Source organism: ANME-2 cluster archaeon, assembly GCA_019429385.1.
Lineage (GTDB): Archaea > Halobacteriota > Methanosarcinia > Methanosarcinales > Methanocomedenaceae > Methanocomedens_B.
Map to the genome: position 1 here is coordinate 1 of JAHYIS010000021.1, position 18,446 is coordinate 18,446.

20 protein-coding genes and 1 tRNA gene are annotated in these 18,446 nt (G+C 45.6%); 18 read left to right on the forward strand and 3 right to left on the reverse strand.

What is annotated here, in order from left to right; genetic code table 11:
- The 6 genes from K0A89_08025 to K0A89_08050 all read left to right on the forward strand — a co-directional run.
- On the forward strand, positions 1–197 hold a 197-nt coding region (locus K0A89_08025), incomplete at its 5' end, for a hypothetical protein (GenBank protein MBW6518434.1).
- A gap of 4 nt (positions 198–201) precedes the next feature.
- Positions 202–666 carry a hypothetical protein gene (locus tag K0A89_08030; GenBank protein MBW6518435.1) on the forward strand — a complete coding sequence of 155 codons (465 nt, stop codon included), beginning with the start codon at positions 202–204 and terminating at the stop codon, positions 664–666.
- Positions 654–1,178 carry a YeeE/YedE family protein gene (locus K0A89_08035; protein ID MBW6518436.1) on the forward strand — a complete coding sequence of 175 codons (525 nt, stop codon included), beginning with the start codon at positions 654–656 and terminating at the stop codon, positions 1,176–1,178. The genes K0A89_08030 and K0A89_08035 overlap by 13 nt, the downstream gene beginning before the upstream one ends.
- Positions 1,179–1,191: 13 nt before the next feature.
- The gene (locus K0A89_08040) at positions 1,192–1,716 is read left to right on the forward strand and encodes a DUF3343 domain-containing protein (protein MBW6518437.1); all 525 of its coding nucleotides are present in this window, start codon (positions 1,192–1,194) and stop codon (positions 1,714–1,716) included.
- On the forward strand, positions 1,710–2,582 hold the full coding sequence (locus tag K0A89_08045; GenBank protein MBW6518438.1) for a hypothetical protein: 873 nt from the start codon (positions 1,710–1,712) through the stop codon (positions 2,580–2,582). The genes K0A89_08040 and K0A89_08045 overlap by 7 nt, the downstream gene beginning before the upstream one ends.
- A complete protein-coding gene (locus K0A89_08050; protein ID MBW6518439.1) occupies positions 2,575–3,579 on the forward strand; it encodes a DPP IV N-terminal domain-containing protein in 1,005 nt (334 codons plus the stop codon). The genes K0A89_08045 and K0A89_08050 overlap by 8 nt, the downstream gene beginning before the upstream one ends.
- On the opposite strand, the gene K0A89_08055 is transcribed toward K0A89_08050, so the two are convergent.
- Positions 3,576–5,189, reverse strand: coding sequence for a glycosyltransferase family 39 protein (locus K0A89_08055; GenBank protein MBW6518440.1), 1,614 nt, complete (start codon positions 5,187–5,189; stop codon positions 3,576–3,578). The two genes, K0A89_08050 and K0A89_08055, sit on opposite strands and share 4 nt — an antisense overlap.
- A gap of 94 nt (positions 5,190–5,283) precedes the next feature.
- On the opposite strand from K0A89_08055, the gene K0A89_08060 reads away from it, so the two are divergent.
- On the forward strand, positions 5,284–6,297 hold the full coding sequence (locus K0A89_08060; protein MBW6518441.1) for a DPP IV N-terminal domain-containing protein: 1,014 nt from the start codon (positions 5,284–5,286) through the stop codon (positions 6,295–6,297).
- Here K0A89_08060 and ccsA read toward each other — a convergent pair.
- The gene (gene ccsA, locus K0A89_08065; protein MBW6518442.1) at positions 6,227–8,185 is read right to left on the reverse strand and encodes a cytochrome c biogenesis protein CcsA; all 1,959 of its coding nucleotides are present in this window, start codon (positions 8,183–8,185) and stop codon (positions 6,227–6,229) included. The genes K0A89_08060 and ccsA overlap by 71 nt on opposite strands.
- 147 nt (positions 8,186–8,332) lie before the next feature.
- Here ccsA and K0A89_08070 point away from each other — a divergent pair, with 147 nt between their 5' ends.
- The 11 genes from K0A89_08070 (at position 8,333) to K0A89_08120 (ending at position 17,436) form a co-directional block, all read left to right on the forward strand.
- Entirely contained in the window at positions 8,333–9,343 is a 1,011-nt protein-coding gene (locus tag K0A89_08070) for a radical SAM protein (GenBank protein ID MBW6518443.1), read from the forward strand.
- 164 nt (positions 9,344–9,507) lie between these two features.
- The gene (locus K0A89_08075) at positions 9,508–9,978 is read left to right on the forward strand and encodes a 30S ribosomal protein S13 (protein ID MBW6518444.1); all 471 of its coding nucleotides are present in this window, start codon (positions 9,508–9,510) and stop codon (positions 9,976–9,978) included.
- A 12-nt stretch (positions 9,979–9,990) separates the two neighbouring features.
- Positions 9,991–10,596: a 30S ribosomal protein S4 gene (locus K0A89_08080; GenBank protein MBW6518445.1), complete on the forward strand. Its 606-nt coding sequence runs from the start codon at positions 9,991–9,993 to the stop codon at positions 10,594–10,596.
- Positions 10,597–10,626: 30 nt separating this feature from the next.
- Positions 10,627–11,016 (forward strand): 30S ribosomal protein S11, encoded by a 390-nt coding sequence (locus K0A89_08085; GenBank protein MBW6518446.1) that lies wholly within the window; start codon positions 10,627–10,629, stop codon positions 11,014–11,016.
- Between the two features lie 12 nt (positions 11,017–11,028).
- Positions 11,029–11,820, forward strand: a complete 792-nt coding sequence (locus K0A89_08090) for a DNA-directed RNA polymerase subunit D (GenBank protein ID MBW6518447.1) — start codon at positions 11,029–11,031, stop codon at positions 11,818–11,820.
- A gap of 81 nt (positions 11,821–11,901) precedes the next feature.
- Positions 11,902–11,986, forward strand: a tRNA-Leu gene (locus K0A89_08095).
- A gap of 246 nt (positions 11,987–12,232) precedes the next feature.
- Positions 12,233–13,417 carry a PAS domain S-box protein gene (locus K0A89_08100; protein MBW6518448.1) on the forward strand — a complete coding sequence of 395 codons (1,185 nt, stop codon included), beginning with the start codon at positions 12,233–12,235 and terminating at the stop codon, positions 13,415–13,417.
- Positions 13,418–13,523: 106 nt separating this feature from the next.
- Positions 13,524–13,844 carry a DUF167 domain-containing protein gene (locus tag K0A89_08105; GenBank protein ID MBW6518449.1) on the forward strand — a complete coding sequence of 107 codons (321 nt, stop codon included), beginning with the start codon at positions 13,524–13,526 and terminating at the stop codon, positions 13,842–13,844.
- A gap of 26 nt (positions 13,845–13,870) precedes the next feature.
- Complete coding sequence (locus tag K0A89_08110) at positions 13,871–14,296, forward strand: toprim domain-containing protein (GenBank protein MBW6518450.1); 426 nt, start codon at positions 13,871–13,873, stop codon at positions 14,294–14,296.
- 488 nt (positions 14,297–14,784) lie between these two features.
- On the forward strand, positions 14,785–16,059 hold the full coding sequence (locus K0A89_08115; protein MBW6518451.1) for a DNA primase: 1,275 nt from the start codon (positions 14,785–14,787) through the stop codon (positions 16,057–16,059).
- 3 nt (positions 16,060–16,062) lie between these two features.
- Positions 16,063–17,436: a DHH family phosphoesterase gene (locus tag K0A89_08120; protein ID MBW6518452.1), complete on the forward strand. Its 1,374-nt coding sequence runs from the start codon at positions 16,063–16,065 to the stop codon at positions 17,434–17,436.
- Between the two features lie 12 nt (positions 17,437–17,448).
- Here the strand turns inward: K0A89_08120 and K0A89_08125 are convergent, their stop codons facing one another.
- The gene (locus K0A89_08125) at positions 17,449–18,225 is read right to left on the reverse strand and encodes a DUF128 domain-containing protein (protein MBW6518453.1); all 777 of its coding nucleotides are present in this window, start codon (positions 18,223–18,225) and stop codon (positions 17,449–17,451) included.
- Positions 18,226–18,446: the final 221 nt, after the last annotated feature.

The window sequence follows — 18,446 nt, forward strand, 5'->3', positions numbered from 1 at the left end:
TGGTACATACATCATGTACGAAATACCATGCATGGAAGGATATAGGGCTATCGGCTGACATGGTCAGGGAAACATGCAGGCTTTACTTCAAAGCCACAGAGTCCCTTTTTTTCGAATTATTCCCTGATGCGAAAATGGTCAAAGAGACCTTGATACCGAATGGGGATGATGTCTGCAGGATACGGTTCAAAAGGTAGGTACATGAGCAGGATAACACCGGTCATGACAGGAACAGCCATAGGATTGCTGGCCGTGGCAGCACAGTGGTTATTTACCTGGTCAAGCCCCCAGGCTTATGGTATCTGTGTAGCATGTCATAGCCGAGATATGCTGGGGTGGATAGTAAACAATCTTGTATCTTCAACTGTTATAGAAGTAACAAGTGCAGGAGCATTTACCCCATTGTTAACTGTGGTAGGCATTATGGTCGGGGCGCACCTGGCTGCCCGCAGGCATTCTGTCCGGCCAAAAAGTGGAATTAATAGCAATACCAGGATGTTCCTGCTGGGATTTCTGGTTATGACCTTTGCCCTCCTGCTTGCCGCATGCCCCATCCGCCTGCTGCTCAGGATAGCATATGGCGACCCACTGGCATTGTTCGGCGGTTTGTGGATGGTTGCCGGCGTTATGGGAGGGATTGCAATTCTCAGGAGGTGGGGTTCATAGACGTAATGATCTCTGCCGGAACATTCATTGTCGGGATGGTTATCGGTTATATGGGACAACGCTCGGGTTTTTGCACCATTGGAGGGATAAGGGACTTCACCCTTATGCGGGATACGCGTCTGTTGAAAGGAGTTATTGCCGTTATCGTGGCTGCATTTGGAGGTTTCTTGCTGTTGCACCTGGCTGCTTTGGGAGGTGCGCAGGATTTTTTGGCCTTTAGGGGAGGGTTGAGCGGGAACATTGAAACTCTGTATAATCCATGTACTGACCTTTCAGGAAATAGCGATACTGGCAGCAGTAAAACAGTGTATGGAATTGTGTTCCTTACAATAATAGGCGGGGCTGGTGTTGGATTGTTCTCTGTCATGGCCGACGGATGTCCCTTCAGGCAGCATATCAGAGCATCGGAAGGTGATATGGGTTCACTTGTATTTATTGCAGGATTCTATGTAGCAGCTCTTACCTTTGGGTTCATAGTAAAGCCAATCATTTCTGTACTATTTGGGATATAACCAGGAAATAGCTATGAAAAAGAACAGCAGACCACAAACCAGTGCGATACTATTATTTGAACACTCACGAAGTGCAATACGTGCTGAATATATCCTGAAAAAGCACGGGTTTGAGGTGATCCTGACCACACCACCTCCCGATATCCGGAAAGGATGCGACCTGTCAGTAATGGTAGACGCCGGACAGCAGATAGACGCCATGAGACTGCTGGATAGAGAATGTATATCCTATATTGACCTGGTAGCTTTCACGGGAGGGCAAAAACCCGTCGAACTGAGCACACAAAAAGAGATTGACGGTTTTATCATGGTAAAATCTGGCAACATGAAGCTGACATTCTCAAGAACAAGTGGTGTTATCGTGAACATTTCGGGAGGGGGATGCCCGGATATACCCTCAATTTCAAAGCAACTGATAAACACCAACCTGGCCACTGCCGTCAGACCACTTGACATCGGATATTCCATGTGTGCTTATCTTCTGGACCGTGCAATGTTTGAAGCAAAAAGAAGTTTTATGGAGCAAAGCACATGCTGATAGTTACAGGTACGTATCCTGACATCGATGGCGGAATTATCAGGGGCAATGGCGAGATTATCGATGGTACGCTGGTTATTCGGGGAAAACATATTGAAGTATGTGCCGGTACACCAGCAATGGTAGCAGCTGCCATATCGGCCTGTTCAGGACCTGGTATTGACCCGCCCTATTGCATCCTTGCAGGTGATACAGGCAGAGAAGATGGCAGCATAAACCTTTACACATATCTGAGGGATGAACTATTATCCCTTAAACCTGAAGTTATCACCATGCATTATATGGCACCACGTATTGAAGGAATGGTGGATTTCGGTTTTGCTCTCGAAGATAGTGCCCAAAAACCAATACTGATAGCAGATGCCGGAGCTATGTACGGGGCAAAAATATCAGGACTTGGACATATATTTGACCTGTTCACTCCGGACAGGGGAGAACTGGCATTCCTGGCGGATGAGCATGCTGCTCATCCCATGTTCGTCAATGAGAACCTTTACGATTATGGAGATGACCGTTTACCTGAACTGATAAAAAAAACATTCGACAATGGCTTATCACCCGGTACTATGCTGGTAAAGGGCAGTACAGATTATATCGTTCGAAATGGCACTATTATCCGGAAAGTAGACTCGCCGGATATCCCTGCCATGGAAGCAGTCGGGGGTACCGGTGATACCCTGACAGGTATTGTATCAGCACTGGTATATCAGGGAGAACCGTTAGAGAATGCGTGCTATCTGGCTGCCAGGACCAATAGACTGGCCGGACAGTATGCTGATGTCAGGCCTGATTCATCAATAGTAAGCTTGATTGAAAAGATCCCTCAGGCCATGAAAGCAGTTATGGAAGGAATGGACATTGAATAGAATACTACTGGTGTGTCTCTTAGTATACCTGGGTCTTGTCGGGACGGTTTTGGCCGGATACCAGACTGAACAGCTGACCAACGATCCGGTTCCCGATTCAAAACCTGACTGGAGTCCTGACGGTGGTAAGATAGCTTTCCAGTCAGACAGGGGTGAAAGTGCTGATATCTGGATCATGGGTGCTGAGGGGGGTAATCTGACACAACTGACCACCGACCGTTCATTGGACCTGTATGCATCCTTCAGTCCGGACAGCAACAGCATTGTTTTTTATTCTGACAGGACCGGGAATTCTGAAATATGGGCAATAGAGGTAGATGGAACCAATGAACGGCAGATTACCGATGATCCGGCATGGGATGGAAATCCGGCATGGGGGCCCGACGGCAGGATCGCTTTTTCCTCGACCCGGTCAGGTTCAATGAAACTTTGGATAATGGACCCAGATGGGGCCAACCAGATACAGCTTTCCACAGGCGACGGTGATGATGATGTTGCGGCATGGAGCCCCGATGGCAGGTATATCGTCTTTGAATCCACACGGTCAGGCGACCAGCAGCTATGGAAACTGGAAATTGATACGGGAGAATATACCCGGTTGACCTATGATGCACATTATGAACGGTCCTATCCGGATAATTTCTGCCCCAACCAGATGTCTGCATCATGGAGTCCGGACGGGACTACAATAGCATACCACGCATATACCCGGGGAAGCGGTGATATCTGGATAATGGATGCAGATGGTTCCAATCAGACCGTAATGTTATCTGGCAACGCGAATATTGATTATTATTCCCCTGCATGGAGTCCGGACGGTACAAAGATAGCATTCCAGGACAAGGTAATTGACAGGGACAGCGACCGATATATGGGGTCTGACATTTGGTTATTGCATTTGAACGGGAAGAGAAGTATCCCGGCATCCAACCTGGTAATGTCCGGTCTTGCATTATTCATATCTTTTCTTTTGATGAGCAGGCGAAGAATTCCCTAGGTTCGCTCGAAAATAATAATATCCACTTCTCCGCGATATTCATCACTGGTCAATGCAACCAATCCAAACGTAATGGTTCTTTGCCGTGCAGTTTCAGTGCGCTTGAAACTCGCTACGGGTTTATAGCTGGTTCTTCCGTCAAGCACATTTTTGAAAAACAGTGACTCAACCGGATAGGTATCAGGGGAGTCAAGATATCGCTCGTAGTCCCACGAGGATAGGATAATGTAATCATACCCCGGGTTTTCCAGAAGAGCTGCATCTGTGGGAAGAAATGAAACATCAATAAATCCATCAGGTACATAGACAAAAAGGGTGGTGGCAATCTTTGCATTTACGGGAACATTATTGGTAAGCCACTCTGCAGCATAGTATCGATTATCATTCGCACTGCTTATAATACCCGAAGCTGCGTAGGTGAAAATGAGCAGGACAATGACGCTTCCTAGTATTCGCTTCAGATGAATGTTCGGTAATGCGTTCAACAGGGCAGCAAATCCATATCCTGATACGATCATGGCCGCAGGGGTCATTATCATCATCTGGTTGCCCATTTTGACCTTTATCATGAACCCAAAGACCAGCACGGTCAGAACTATCCAGCCTGTGATACAATACCAGGCAAATCTCTCTGACCTATCCGGTGTTCTCCTCAACCTTGAAATGAGCAAACCTATTCCGGCCAAGAACAGAATAAGGATAAGACCATATCCGTTCTTGCCCCAGATATTGGCTGCATCCCAGAGTCCGGTTATGGTCTGTACATGCACGAACCAGGTAAAATGTTCAAAACCCGGGTGCCCTGTTGTATAATGTCCCAGCTCACCCAGAGAGCCTTGTATGAATTCCCGAAATGATAATACTGAAAAGGGTGTGCCAATGACAAACGCGCCTGCATAGAGTACGATGGATTTGCTGATAGTCTCAAGTCGTTCTTTGACAGGTTCGGTTTGATCTGACAGGAAATACCATGCCGGCAGGAAAAAGAGCATCATCCCCGCGGGATATTTCGTGGAAACAGCCAGGCCGGCAGAAACCATCGAAATGAAATAATCTCTCCTGTCATTCTCTCTCAAATACCTGACAAAGAAGTACAGCGACAGGGTAAGGAAAAATACCATCATAGGGTCTTCTTTTGCCAGGGAAGAGAACCACAGGTAATATGGATTTATTGACATGAAAAGTGCGGCGTAGAGCCCCACCTTCCTGCCGCATATCTGATTAGCGGTAAGGTAGGTCAAAAACACCACTCCTACGGTCAGGAGGATGGTCATTAACCGCGCAATCCTGATATATTCCACAAACGACAATGGTCCCAGAATGCCTGAAGTAACTGAAAAGACAACATACATTGAATTATAGAACAGGCTTGGCTCGTCGAAAAAGTGCGGGTTCATGTCACCTGTCTGCATCATTTGAACAGGTATATGGACAAGAGTTGGTTCAATGATATGAAAGGCGCCAAGCCCGTTCATTCCTATGGTATCAGTGACCAGTCCCCAGTTTAATGTATACCATTGCAGAACAAAGGATAATACCAGGATCAACGATAATTGGATATGGTGCATTTTGATCGCACGCAATTTCACTTTTCCTGCATCCACCTGCATAAATATTTAAATGGAGTCAAATATAATATAAATGTTGTTGATACGATACTATACAGAGTATAGTATAAATCAGATAATATAATTGAGAAGGTACATGAGAACATTGTGGATTTCCAATATAACACGTATGGTCGCGATTGTATCAATATTCTTAATACTCTCAATATTCGCCATTTTAAGCGTCAATATAGTATCCGGTACTGGCATCGCTTCTGCAGCATCCGATGGTGCGCTCAGGATCACTTTTACCGATAGTTTTGAGCGGGCACCCAGTTTCAGTCCTGACGGGCAATATATTGCCTTTGAATCTACACTGGGTGAAAATGCAGACATCTGGATAGTCAATATCACTTCCCTTGAAACCACCCGGCTTACCACTCACCCTGCAGAAGATTCCCTGCCAAAAGGGTGGAGCCCTGATGGCAGGACCATCACGTTCACGTCAAAGCGTTCAGGCAACATGGATATCTGGAAAATAGATGTCGATGGCACCAATCTCACCCAGCTGACCACCAATCCGACATATGATTTTTATTCCTCGTTCAGCCCCGACGGTACAAAGATAGTGTTCACATCAGACCAGTCAGGAAATTCAGATATCTGGGTAATTGATGCTGACGGTTCGAACCGGACACAGGTCACTACATCCACAGCCGAGGATATGATCCCATCCTGGGCGCCGGATAGCAGAAGAATCCTGTTCCGCTCCCTGCGCACCGGAAACGGTGATGTATGGATGGTCGATTATGACGGGACCAATCTCACGCAGATAACAGACCATCCTGCTGAGGATTGGGGTGCATCGTTCAGTCATGATGGAAAATATATTACCTTCGATTCTGAGCGCTCTGGCAACATGGAAATATGGATAATGGATGCCGATGGTGGTAACCTCAGGCAGGTGACCCATTATAATGGTATCGATATGTGTAATATCTGGAGCCCAGATAACAGGACAATAGCATTCTGGTCAGACAGATCTGGTAGCGGTGACATATTTATCATGGATACGACCACGTCAACGCAATCCTATGACGCTATTGTGGCTGGCCTGCTTCTGGTGGCGATCCTGGGATTCCTGTTCTATCTGGGCAGGAAAAAACGATAAATGCGCCAAGACCAATGGCTGCCATCCCCGCCCATAGCAGATTTATCAACGGGACCACGCTGATGGTAACAGGTATGGTGGGTGCTTCACCTTTTTTCGGGTCCAATCCATGATATTCTATCTTGATATCATGAACAAGACCCCTGATAATAGATGGCAGGATATACTCTGTTCCACCTGCATCCCGCATATAGGTTGCATCTTTTGAGCCGATAATCCTGCCATTCTTATGGATATCGAAAGTAGCAGTCTGCAACCAGCTGTCCTTTTCACTTTCGCTCACAATGAAATGAGATACGCTCACTGAATATTCGCCAATAGTATGTCTTACCTGCCCTATCTCAGTTATATTGAATTCAAGGACATATTGTTCCTGGAACTGGGTGCTTATCACACCTCCTGTAAGTGCCAGTATGATCCCGAAATGGATGATATGTATACCGAACTGGCGGGCAGTTATCCCTTTTCCAAGGTCGAGATTTATCCGCCTGAATATGCCATATGAAGCAAAAACCAAAGCAGGGACCAGACCCAGGATAGACAGGTGATTCCCAAGACTGCTGAAAAAGGACGTTGCCTGGCCACTTCCTGGCGACATGAACTGGAAATTCGTGGACGGGACAATAAAGGCCAGAATACCTGATGTTAGTATAATTATCCCCACAGTTTTTTGAAGAACATGCTGTTCCATACTCCTGGAGAGGCTGCACAGACCCAGCAGAACAAGCAATATTATTACCAGTGGATAGCACCAGAGATTATAAAAATCAGCGGTGATGGTCAGATCAGGTGAGACCAATACGGGCAGTAACAGGCCGATCAACAATATCAGGGTAAATAGTATGAAAATGGCTGCTGAATATATGAACACGTTGTCGCCTTTTGTATATTTGGCATACTTGGGTGTTGGCCATTTTTTTATTGAAAGATACAGTATTGCAGCAGTTGACAGGACCAGGGCTCCAATTAACAGGATATTATTAGAGGTTTGGGTAAATTCATGAACAGACCCCCACAGCCCACTTCTGGTAATGAACGTCGCGAGGATGACCACGATAAAAGACGCTGACGTAAGGGGTGGCAGCAGCCTGTCAAACAGGGGATTCTGCTTCCGGGATGCGGCATGCAGAACAGTAGTTATGATAAACACCGGAATGATAGATGCTGTCTGGACCGGGTCCCATGCCCAGATCCCCCAACCAGCTTCATAGGTCCAGAGTCCACCGATAAGTCCTACACCTACGGCAAAAAAAAGCCATGACAACCTGAGCCAGGGTAATGAAAACATGATCCAGCGTCGGTCCTGGTGCCACATGTGGGCAAAGGAGAATGCAAATGGCATGGTAAGGAGTGCGTATGCAATGAAGGTCATGGGTGGATGAATGGTATTCCAGAAATTGAGCAATACAGGATCAAGTCCGTTACCTTGTGAAATCTCCATCGCCGGGTAGTAATATTTGTGATCGTATATGGATTTAAAAGGCGATGCATTCATTGAAACTATCAGGAAGAATATACCAACCAGTACCCCGGTCGTCAATACCTTTTTCATGAATTCATCATCGGTTCGATATTTCCTTGCAGTCAACAGAAGGGATAAAAAAATAATCCATACCCATAGCAGGAACGTCCCTTCCTGCCCTGACCATACACCGGCTACCCGGTAGATAAATGAAGTTGCAGAGTTACTGTAAAGCCATACATAGTAGACCGTAAATTCCCCGGTAATAAAAAAGTATGTTAGCATGCCTACTGCAAGACTCAAAAGAAAAAATACAAGGTATAGAAGCTTTAATGTCAGGTTTCGTTTCAGCAAGAACATGTCCAGAAGGATTGTTGTTGATACTATCAGACTGGAAATCAGTAGATAATCACCGGATGTGAACATTGTTATTCTATAGCTCCGTTAAATAATATCCCATATTACTAATAAGATAATGTTATGATATGTTACCTGCAATAATGGATATCCATGGAGAGTAGTATATATAAAAATGGATATACTATTCATAGCACATCATTTTCTTACAGGACCATGCCAATAAAAAAATCGATTTCCAATCCGATACTTGTTACATTTTCAATTACACAACAGTGTAACCTCAAATGCAAACACTGTTACAGCAAATCCTCAGCAACTCCCGGTTTGAACGAATTGTCTACAAAAGAAGCTTTACAGGTCATCGACCAGGTAAAAGAAGCAGGTACAAAATTGATTATTTTCGATGGTGGAGAACCTACTCTCAGGTCTGACCTGTTGCGGTTGATAGAACACGCTAACAATATCGGGCTTATCCCCCTCCTGGGTACGAATGGCACGACCTTAACACGAAAGATGGCAAAGGACATGAAAAATGCAGGTATCAGGATGTGCGCGGTCAGTCTTGACGGCGCAAATGCAAAGACCCATGATAGTTTCAGATGTGTCAACGGATGTTTTGATGATGCAATAAGAGGTATAGGATACCTGAAGGATGAAGGGATACCATTCCAGGTCAATCCATGTATCCACAGGACAAATTATCGTGAACTTTCCGGTTTGCTCGATGTTGCCAGAAATCTGGGTGCCAGGGGTATGGAAGCGTTTGAATTCGTAATGACCGGACGCGGCAGTTCCGGGTATGAGCTGGATACACCGATTCGAAAGCATGTGGTCGATGAGATGCTTGGGATGACGTCAAGTGATATGCCTGTCAGAATGATAGGTGCACCGCAGTTCGATGTACTGTTAAGAAGAAATGGGAATTATCATCGCAGCAGCAGTTGCTGTGGCGCAGGAAAGACAATTGCATGCATATTCAACGATGGGACTGTGTTCCCATGCATGCTGCTGCCAAAGTCTGCGGGAAATGTAAGGGAACAGGATTTCAACGATATCTGGAATAACTCTGAAGTATTCAATGAACTCAGGGACCGCAGCAATCTTACCGGTACCTGTGGGAACTGTTTGATGAGGGACGAATGTGGGGGGGCCAGGTGTCGGGCATATGCAGAGGGTGACATCTTCCGGGGAGATACAGAATGCTGGATATACCAGCCGGGTTGATGGGATTATTTACTGGTTGCCGTCAATGGGAAGATACACAAGGTTTTTTAAGGAGCAATGCATCTAGGGGGTGTAATCCAAATACCGCACCCTCAGTATAGTGGGTGGCGCCGGACAGATGGTTCGAGGCTATGGGAAAATCGATTCCTGTCGGAGGATAATATATGGCAAAACAAAAAGAAAATACACAAACAGATGAAATTAAACATATTGTACGCATCGCTAATACTGACCTTGATGGAAAGAAGAGCGTACAATATTCACTTACTGGCATAAAGGGTATCAATCGGCGTTCTGCGCGCATTATTTGTGACATGTCCGGCGTTGACCCCACGGCAACGATCGGTTATCTGGAAGATGAAAAGATCGAGGCCCTGAAAACAACTGTCGATGATATTGAAAATATCCTTCCTACCTGGATGATGAACAGGCGCAAGGATCCTTTGACTGGTGATGATAAACATATTTACGCCACCGATGTATTGCTTGTTAAAAGGGAAGACCTGAACACACTCAAAAAGACCCGTTCATATAAAGGTATACGGCACGAGCGCGGGCTTAAAGTGAGAGGTCAGAGAACCCGGTCCACTGGCAGAAAGGGACTCAGTGTGGGTGTTAAGAGGAAAACACGATAGGCGGTGACAAGCATGGGATATCCAGGTAAGAACACAAAATCATACGAGACCCCCAAGCATCCATGGCAATCTGTCAGGATGACGGAAGAACTTGAATATTTAAAGTCATACGGGCTGAGAAATAAACGTGAGGTATGGAAAGCCCAGAGTATTCTTCGAAATTACCGCCGTTCAGCAATGGAACTGCTGGCCGAGACCACTGAAGGCGAATTGACTGGCCATAATCTGCGCAAGAGTGAGGATATCCTGAACAGGCTTAAACGGTATGGTATTCTCTCAGCAGACGCTGAACTTGATAATATCCTGGCACTCAATACCAGGAGTTTCCTGGACCGCAGACTCCAGACCCAGGTATACAGGCAGGGCCTTGCCAACAGCCTGAAACAGGCACGTCAGTTCATTACACACGGCCATATCACCGTAGCTGAAAAGAAGATAACAATTCCCAGCTATCTGGTGACGAAGGATGAGGAACTGAACATAGGATACTATGTGAACTCACCCATGCAAAAAGAAAATCATCCGGAACGTCCGGTGGAGATCGTCAAGCGCGAGATCCAGCAGATAAAGGCAGTGCAGGATGAACGCAAAAGAGGCAGGCGCAAAGGTCGCCGGTAAGCCTTAATTTAATTATTGGAGTACGAGATTATGTCAGACGGAAAATGGGGAGTTGCCCATATACAAGCATCATTCAACAATACCATAATCACCATAACCGACGTGACCGGAGCTGAGACCATCGCCAAGATAAGTGGAGGAATGGTGGTCAAGGCAGCCCGGGATGAGAGTTCACCGTATACTGCGATGCAGATGGCGAACCAGCTGGCTGAAAAGCTTATTGACAAGGGTATATTGGGTATCCATGTCAAGGTCAGGGCACCTGGTGGTAACAAGCAGAGAAGTCCGGGTCCCGGAGCCCAGGCAGCCATACGGGCATTTGCCAGGGCGGGTATCAGGATAGGTCGGATTGAAGATGTCACACCGATTCCACACGATGGAACCAAGGTCAAAGGCGGACGCAGGGGCCGGAGAGTATAAGAGAGGCAAAGGATGGAAGTAGATATTATAGAGTTATCTGATGACAAAGCCAGGTTTGTGCTAAAAGGTGTGAATCCTGCTATTGCCAACGGACTTCGCAAAAGCATGCTCTCTGAAGTCCCTACAATGGCGATAGATTATATTAACATCTATGACAACACGTCTGTGCTTTTCGATGAGCAGCTTGGTCTGCGCATGGGGCTTATTCCCCTCAGAACTGACCTTGACTCGTATGTGTTGCCTGAAGATTGCGACTGCCATGGCGAGGGTTGTACGAAATGCCAGCTTACCCTGACGCTGAGCTCAGAAGGCCCCATCATGGTGTATTCAGGTGATATTCAATCCAGTGACCCTGACGTTGGTGTTGCAGAAGATAGGATTCCAATCGTCGAATTGAAAGAGCGTCAAAAGCTGGTGCTTGAGGCAATTGCCAAACTTGGTACCGGACGCAAACATGTCAAATACCAGGCAGGTGTAGCATGCGGTTATAAGAACATGCCTGTGATAACATTCAATGAAAGCTGTGATGCATGCGGCAAGTGCGTGGAAGAATGTCCCAGGGAAATACTGAGGCTTGAAAACAATGAGGTTATTGTAAAGGATCCATTACAGTGTATCCTGTGCAAACTTTGCGTGGATTCCTGTGATATCAGGGCTATCAATGTTGATGAAGATACTAGTGCCTACATATTTACAGCTGAATCGGACGGTTCATACCCTGCCAGAGAATTGATACTCAGGAGTGCTGATACCATCATTGAAAAGGCAATACGGTTGAACGAGATTCTCAAATCCATAGAATGAGCCATGGGTTAAACCGGATGCAGCTATATTGCATTCGAAACTCATATTTTAATACAGTTAAAGTAAAATACACACCCTAAAGCGGGGGTCGCCCAGCCAGGTCAAAGGCGCAAGGTTGAGGGCCTTGTCTCGTAGGAGTTCGCGTGTTCGAATCACGTCCCCCGCATACTTTTCATTTTATAGGACCATCTACTTAATTGCTGGAAAAGAACAATATTTTCCATCTGTAAAATATTATATATCTGTAAGGTTTTATCAATACTCTATGTCCTCAATAGGTTTAGGCAACTGTATAACTAATCCAATAGCAGGTGTTAATCAAAACCACATACCATCATACGATGAGGGCGATATTTTACGAATACTGGATATTTTTAATGAAAATTGTTTAATCTTAAATGAAGACATTACCTTGGAGCAGAAACTCACTTCTATACTCGAACAAGTCCTGATATTATCAAACATGGAGAAAGGTGGAATTTACCTTAAGGACAGGACGAACGGTGATTACGTACTTACTGTCCACAGCCCCATCAGTGAAGAGTTCAGGCAAAAACACGGCAGGATCACTCATGAATGGAAATCATTATATCCGGTCTTTATTGAAGGAAAGGTCGTGGTAGTATCAGATACCTGTACTGCCGATATTACTCCCGAAAGAAAAAGGTCGACCATCAAAGAAGGTTTCCGTAGCTATATTAGTATACCATTGAAAAGGAATAACCTGGTTGACGGTATTATTATGGCAAGTGGTTCACAGGTCAGGGAATATTCCGAATTCCAGAAAAAACTATTTTCAACCATCGGGCAGCAGGTAAGCATAGCAATGAAAAATCTCAGGTCAATTGAAGAATTGAAACGTTCCCGCGATTGGTATCGCGAGCTTTTCAGTAATGCAGCTGATGGAATGTACACCAACGACCTTGATGGTACTTTTCTTTCCATGAACCAGGCAGGTGCTGATATGCTGGGACTGACCATAGAAAAAGCTGTTGGGACGAAAATAAGGGATTATCTGACTGAGGAAGGTCTTGAGATCGCCAGTGCTGTACATGCACAGATACTGAATGGTTTGACTTTTTTCCTGCCTCCTGTACTTGAGATAGTCAGGACAGATGGAAAAAAAGTATTTTTTGAGATCAATATGAGACCCTTAATGGAAGATGGGAAGGTTGTGGGACTACACGGAGTTGCCAGGGATATTGACAAGCGGTTCAATGCAGAAAAGAACATGCTGGTATTTTCAAAGGCGTTAAGTAAATCTATTGATGGCATTAATATTTCTGATGGTGACCATACTATCACTTTCATTAACGAGGCCGGAGCTAAGATATTCGGGTATAGCAGGTCAGAATTGATCGGACAATCAGCGAGTATCTTTTATACCGAAGAGGACCTACCCGATTTTTATGAGAATGTAATTCCTGCAATAGAGAAATATGGATATTACAATGGGCTTATATTGGCCAGGAAAAAAAGTGGAACAGCATTTTCCTTAGAAGTAACGTTGACTTCGGTATTCGATAAGAACAAAAAGGCCATCGCAAATTTTGCGGTTTTTCGAGAGAGAAAACAGCAAAGACCCCCAAAACCATAACAACCACATTAACAATGTGAACTATGTATATACCCTGTATACCACGCAAACAACGTATGTACCAATCTTTTGCACTATTACAACATCAGCACCTATTGTGATAACATTGCCAGTATCTGATGCAGTTAGAAAATCTCCAGACGGGGTGGTCATTGATATTGAAGTTACTCCCGGTACCAAGACCGCCAGGGTTCCCAGTGGTTACAATACCTGGCGAAAGCGCATTGAGGTCAGGCTCTCAGAACCCGCCCAAAAAGGCAAGGCAAACCAGCAGTTGTTAGAGTTGATGGCTGTTGTGCTGGGTATAAAGATCTCTGAAGTTACCCTTATTTCGGGCCTCACATCCCATAGAAAGACAATCCATGTTAGCGGAATGGATGTGGAACAGGTGATAGAGTTACTTTCCCCGCCCGGGGATAAGGATTAACTGTGCCTGGGGCGTTTCATTAGGTGATGTCAGTAATAGAAGACATGGAACGTCTGGAACAGCTCGAAGAGCTGGTACAGGAACTCTTGCAGCAGTCTGAGGAGGGTGCCGCAATAATCGTTGAAGGGAAGCGGGACCGCAGGGCATTAAGGGAGCTGGGTATTACCGGACCGGTAAAATTGGGGACTCAAAAGTCATTGCTTGAACTCTGTGAAGAGGTGGCCAGGGAATATAATAAGGTGATAGTACTGACCGACTGGGATGAAAATGGGGATAAACTTGCACGGCTCATGGCGGAATTTTTATACAATGCTGGCGCGACAGTGAATACTGATATTAGGCAAAAGATAAAGGCACTGGTCAAGAAAAGGATAAAGGACATTGAAAGCCTGAACACACATATAGTTAACCTGAGAGTGGAACTGAAAACCACAACTCATAATAGTATATGAATAAACGTCATATTATGAGTATAATACCATAACTTTATCATGTCTTCCAAACAATTGGGGTATGTAAAAATCACGTTAATCATGAATATGATTAACCATCAATAATAATTGGTAAATAGTTAAACAAATCACAAATCCAACATTCCCATTTTCCCGGAATCAAGCATACATCACGAATGCAACAGGGTCGGGTATGGGACAGGTTATTTCGAGGGATGGATTAATAGTACATCGGTAAACCAGAGTTAAATGGGTTAATTTCATTCAATACGATAACATCACAGGATAATTACCAGATAGAGGTCGGTGTAGAGGAACATTATATATTGAAATTCCGGGTTAGTATTTATACTAACATGTAAGTATATCTGTCTGAGAGCTGGCATTAATCGGATAACAATATAAATGTGAACATTACTGACCAGGTTAAACCAATCTGGTTATAACTGATTTTTTTAGCTATTGTAAAATACGTGAGGTATACTCATATGCAAAACACAGACACTACAAAGTATATAGTTCATGCTAAAATAAGAGCCGATGGCGTTGTTGAAAGACCTGATGTGGTAGGCGCCATATTCGGTCAGACCGAAGGGTTGCTTGGCAACGACCTTGACCTGCGCGACCTCCAGAAGACCGGGCGTATTGGCAGGATAGAGGTCAATATCAAGTCAACAGCAGGCAAGTCCAATGGTATGATAGATATTCCATCGAGTCTTGACAAGGCTGAGACAGCCATACTGGCAGCTTCCCTGGAGACCATTGACCGGATAGGGCCATGCATGGCAAATATTGAAATAATCAAGGTTGAGGATATCCGTGCTTCTAAACGGCAGCATATCGTGAATCGGGCAAAGCACATCCTCACAGATATGTTCGACGAGAACGTACCTGAAAGCCAGGAGATAACTGATGAGGTCAAGCAATCCATAAGGGTGGAGGAAATGACCTATTACGGAAAGGATAATATCCCGTGTGGTCCCAATGTAATGGACTCTGATGCCATTATTGTTGTGGAAGGACGGGCCGATGTGCTCAACCTGTTGCGATATGGTATTAAGAATGCAATCGCAGTTGGTGGTACCAATGTTCCACAGGCAGTTGCAGAACTGTGCAAGAAAAAGAAGGTCACGGCATTTACTGACGGCGACCGTGGCGGCGAACTCATCATCAAGGAACTTCTGCAGGTGACAGAGATTGATTTTATTGCACGTGCTCCTGACGGCAAGGGTGTGGAAGAACTGGTACAAAAGGAAATAGTAAGGTCTCTGCGCCAGAAGATACCTGTTGAGCAGGCAATGGAAAGGTACCAGATAGGTGGGAACAGGCAGAGGTCATCTTCGCAGCAACCGGTTCGCAGGCAGGAACGTAGAGAGGTCAAGCCCAGAGTTGTGAAAGCTCCTGCTCCTACCGTGAAGCCCCGTGCTATCGAAAGGCCGCACAGGAACAGTAGAAGGGACGAATCGGTCAAGACCCTTGCCACAGAGTTCAAGGAACACATGGACGAATTGAATGGTACGTTAAGTGGAAGGTTACTGGACGACAATAAAAAAATCATTAAAGAAGTGACTGTGAAGGATCTTGCCAATTCAATAAAGGATGTGGACAGCAATGTTAAAAGCGTTGTGTTCGATGGGGTCATAACCCAGAGACTGGTGGACATTGCATCAGAAAAAGATATCAGGGATATTATCGGTGCAAAGATCGGAAACGTGACCAAGGCACCGGCAAACCTGCGTATCGCTTCCACGGGCCAGTTATAACTTATGCATCGTCTGGACAAAAGGGCAGGACTCTGTGCAGATGCCATCTCAAAAGCAGGGGATATCCATGTTGTATCCCATATCGATGCGGATGGACTCACATCTGCCGCTATTATCTGTACTGCCCTGGAGAGGGCGGGCAGGGAATATACTGTAGAGTTTGCCCGCCAGCTTGATGTATCGATCCTTGAGAGGATTGCAGATAGTAATCCTGGCCTGACGGTCTTTACTGACCTGGGCAGCGGGATGATTGACAGGATACTTGCACTGGATATAGATGCGGTCATATCAGACCACCACATCCCAGCAGGGGATTGTCCCACGCACTTGAATCCCCACGTGTTCAATATCAATGGCGCATACGAAATAAGCGGCGCAGGTACTACTTTTTTGCTGGCCCGTGCTTTAGGGGATAACAATGACCTGGCCGGGCTGGCAGTGGTAGGTGCGGTGGGAGACCTGCAGCATGTCAAGCAGGGCGAGCTCACAGGTTTAAACCGGCAGATCATGAGTGTAGGCCAAAACAGCGGTGTATTGCAGTGCCAGCGTGACCTGGCAATGTTCGGGAAGCAGACCAGGCCCATCTACAAGATGCTGCAATATTCATCCGACCCGTACATACCAGGGCTTTCAGGAAATGAAGATGCGTGTATCAATTTTTTAAAGGGCGTAGGGTTGCGTTTCCAGGGCGAAGGATGGCTCAAATGGATAGACCTCACAGATGAGGACAAAAAGCACGTTGTTTCCGGACTGATACAATATTGCATAGGCGCGGGTATCCCGGCTTATAAGATCGAGCGCATGGTAGGAGAGGTATATACCCTTTTGCTGGAGCGGGAGGGTACCGAGACCAGGGACGCATCTGAATATTCCACCCTGCTCAATGCAACAGCCAGGTATGACAGAGCAAAGACCGGCCTTGCTGTATGCATGGGTGACAGGGAAAAGGAATATGAAAATGCGATCCATTTACTGGCAGAGCACAGGCGCAATCTTGTTGAGGGTATAAACCTGGTGAAGTCACAGGGTATGGTTACCCTTAATAACTTCCAGTATTTTGATGCAGGCTCGAAGATCAAGGATACTATTGTCGGTATAGTGGCAGGTATGAGTACCAGTGCAGTAGGTAACAGGAACCTGCCTGTAATAGCCTTCGCAGATACTGATGACGGCGTGAAGGTATCGGGCAGGGGTAATTATGACCTGGTACGTAAGGGCCTGAACCTTGGAGTCTCATTAAATACTGCCGCACAGGCCGTGGGAGGTATGGGGGGAGGACATGATATTGCTGCCGGTGCAACTATCCCGGAGGCGGCAAAATCTGAATTTATCAAGCATCTTGACCAGATAATCGGCTGCCAGTTAAAAAAGTCTTGAAGAGTGTTCCGGTCATATCAACCTGTCAATGGGTACCATTTCATTAACATCCATGAGTGTGGACATGGCATGCGTATCTATCTTGAATCCCTGTTCCTGTGCCACAGCTTCTGCATTTGTGCCTCCCACGACAACAACTCCAAAGTGGTCCCGCTCCAGGCTGATGCCGAGTATATCTGAGTTGGGCTCGCCCACTTCCAGTATGCCGCCAAATCCTGCAGATACCAGTTCGTCCAGCGCTTCCTCTACTGTTTCCCGTGCTGTCATGGTAATCTCCCGCAAATTGGCGAGTATCTTGCCTGAACCGCTGGTGAGCATATCGCTTACAGAAGTGAGGGACTGGGACATAAGTATCTCAAGCGGGTCCAGGGTGGTACTGTCGTACATGACCAGGTCAGTGAAACGCAACGGTACTCCATTCCTGATCTCTACCAGACCTCCGAACCGTGGTTTAATGGGAATTCCGTGTTTCAAAAGCACGCCGTCGACAGTGATACTGCATACTGTGGCGATGCCGTGCATGCTAGGGGGGATGGTCAAATCTCCAATCGATTCTCCCGGAGACAGTAATTTTATCAGGGGGCTGACAGTCAGGCCGCTTAACATAACATCACGGAATATCGGGAGAACATCATTGATGTGTTCGCTGTTTATCAGTGAGATATTGATCACTAACTTACCAGTATACGTGGATGGATCGAAGGTCACCCTGTACATAAGGTCTTCAATACGCGATAGCGTGAATATAATAGGTTCACCTGATGGGTTTGTACCTTTTTTTATTTGCATCCTTCCACCTGAAAATGTTCGCAGATTCTTAAGATTCTAAAATATTGGATGTGGTATATAAATGTCTGCCTATTCCTTTATGACAGGATAAGAGATTGTTCACCGATACTGCTTAACACTTGTTAATACTTGTAATTAACCGGATTAATAAAATCAAATAATTATACTATTTAGTCGATTTTAAAAAAAGTATATTAACCATAAATTCATGTTTAGAAGAC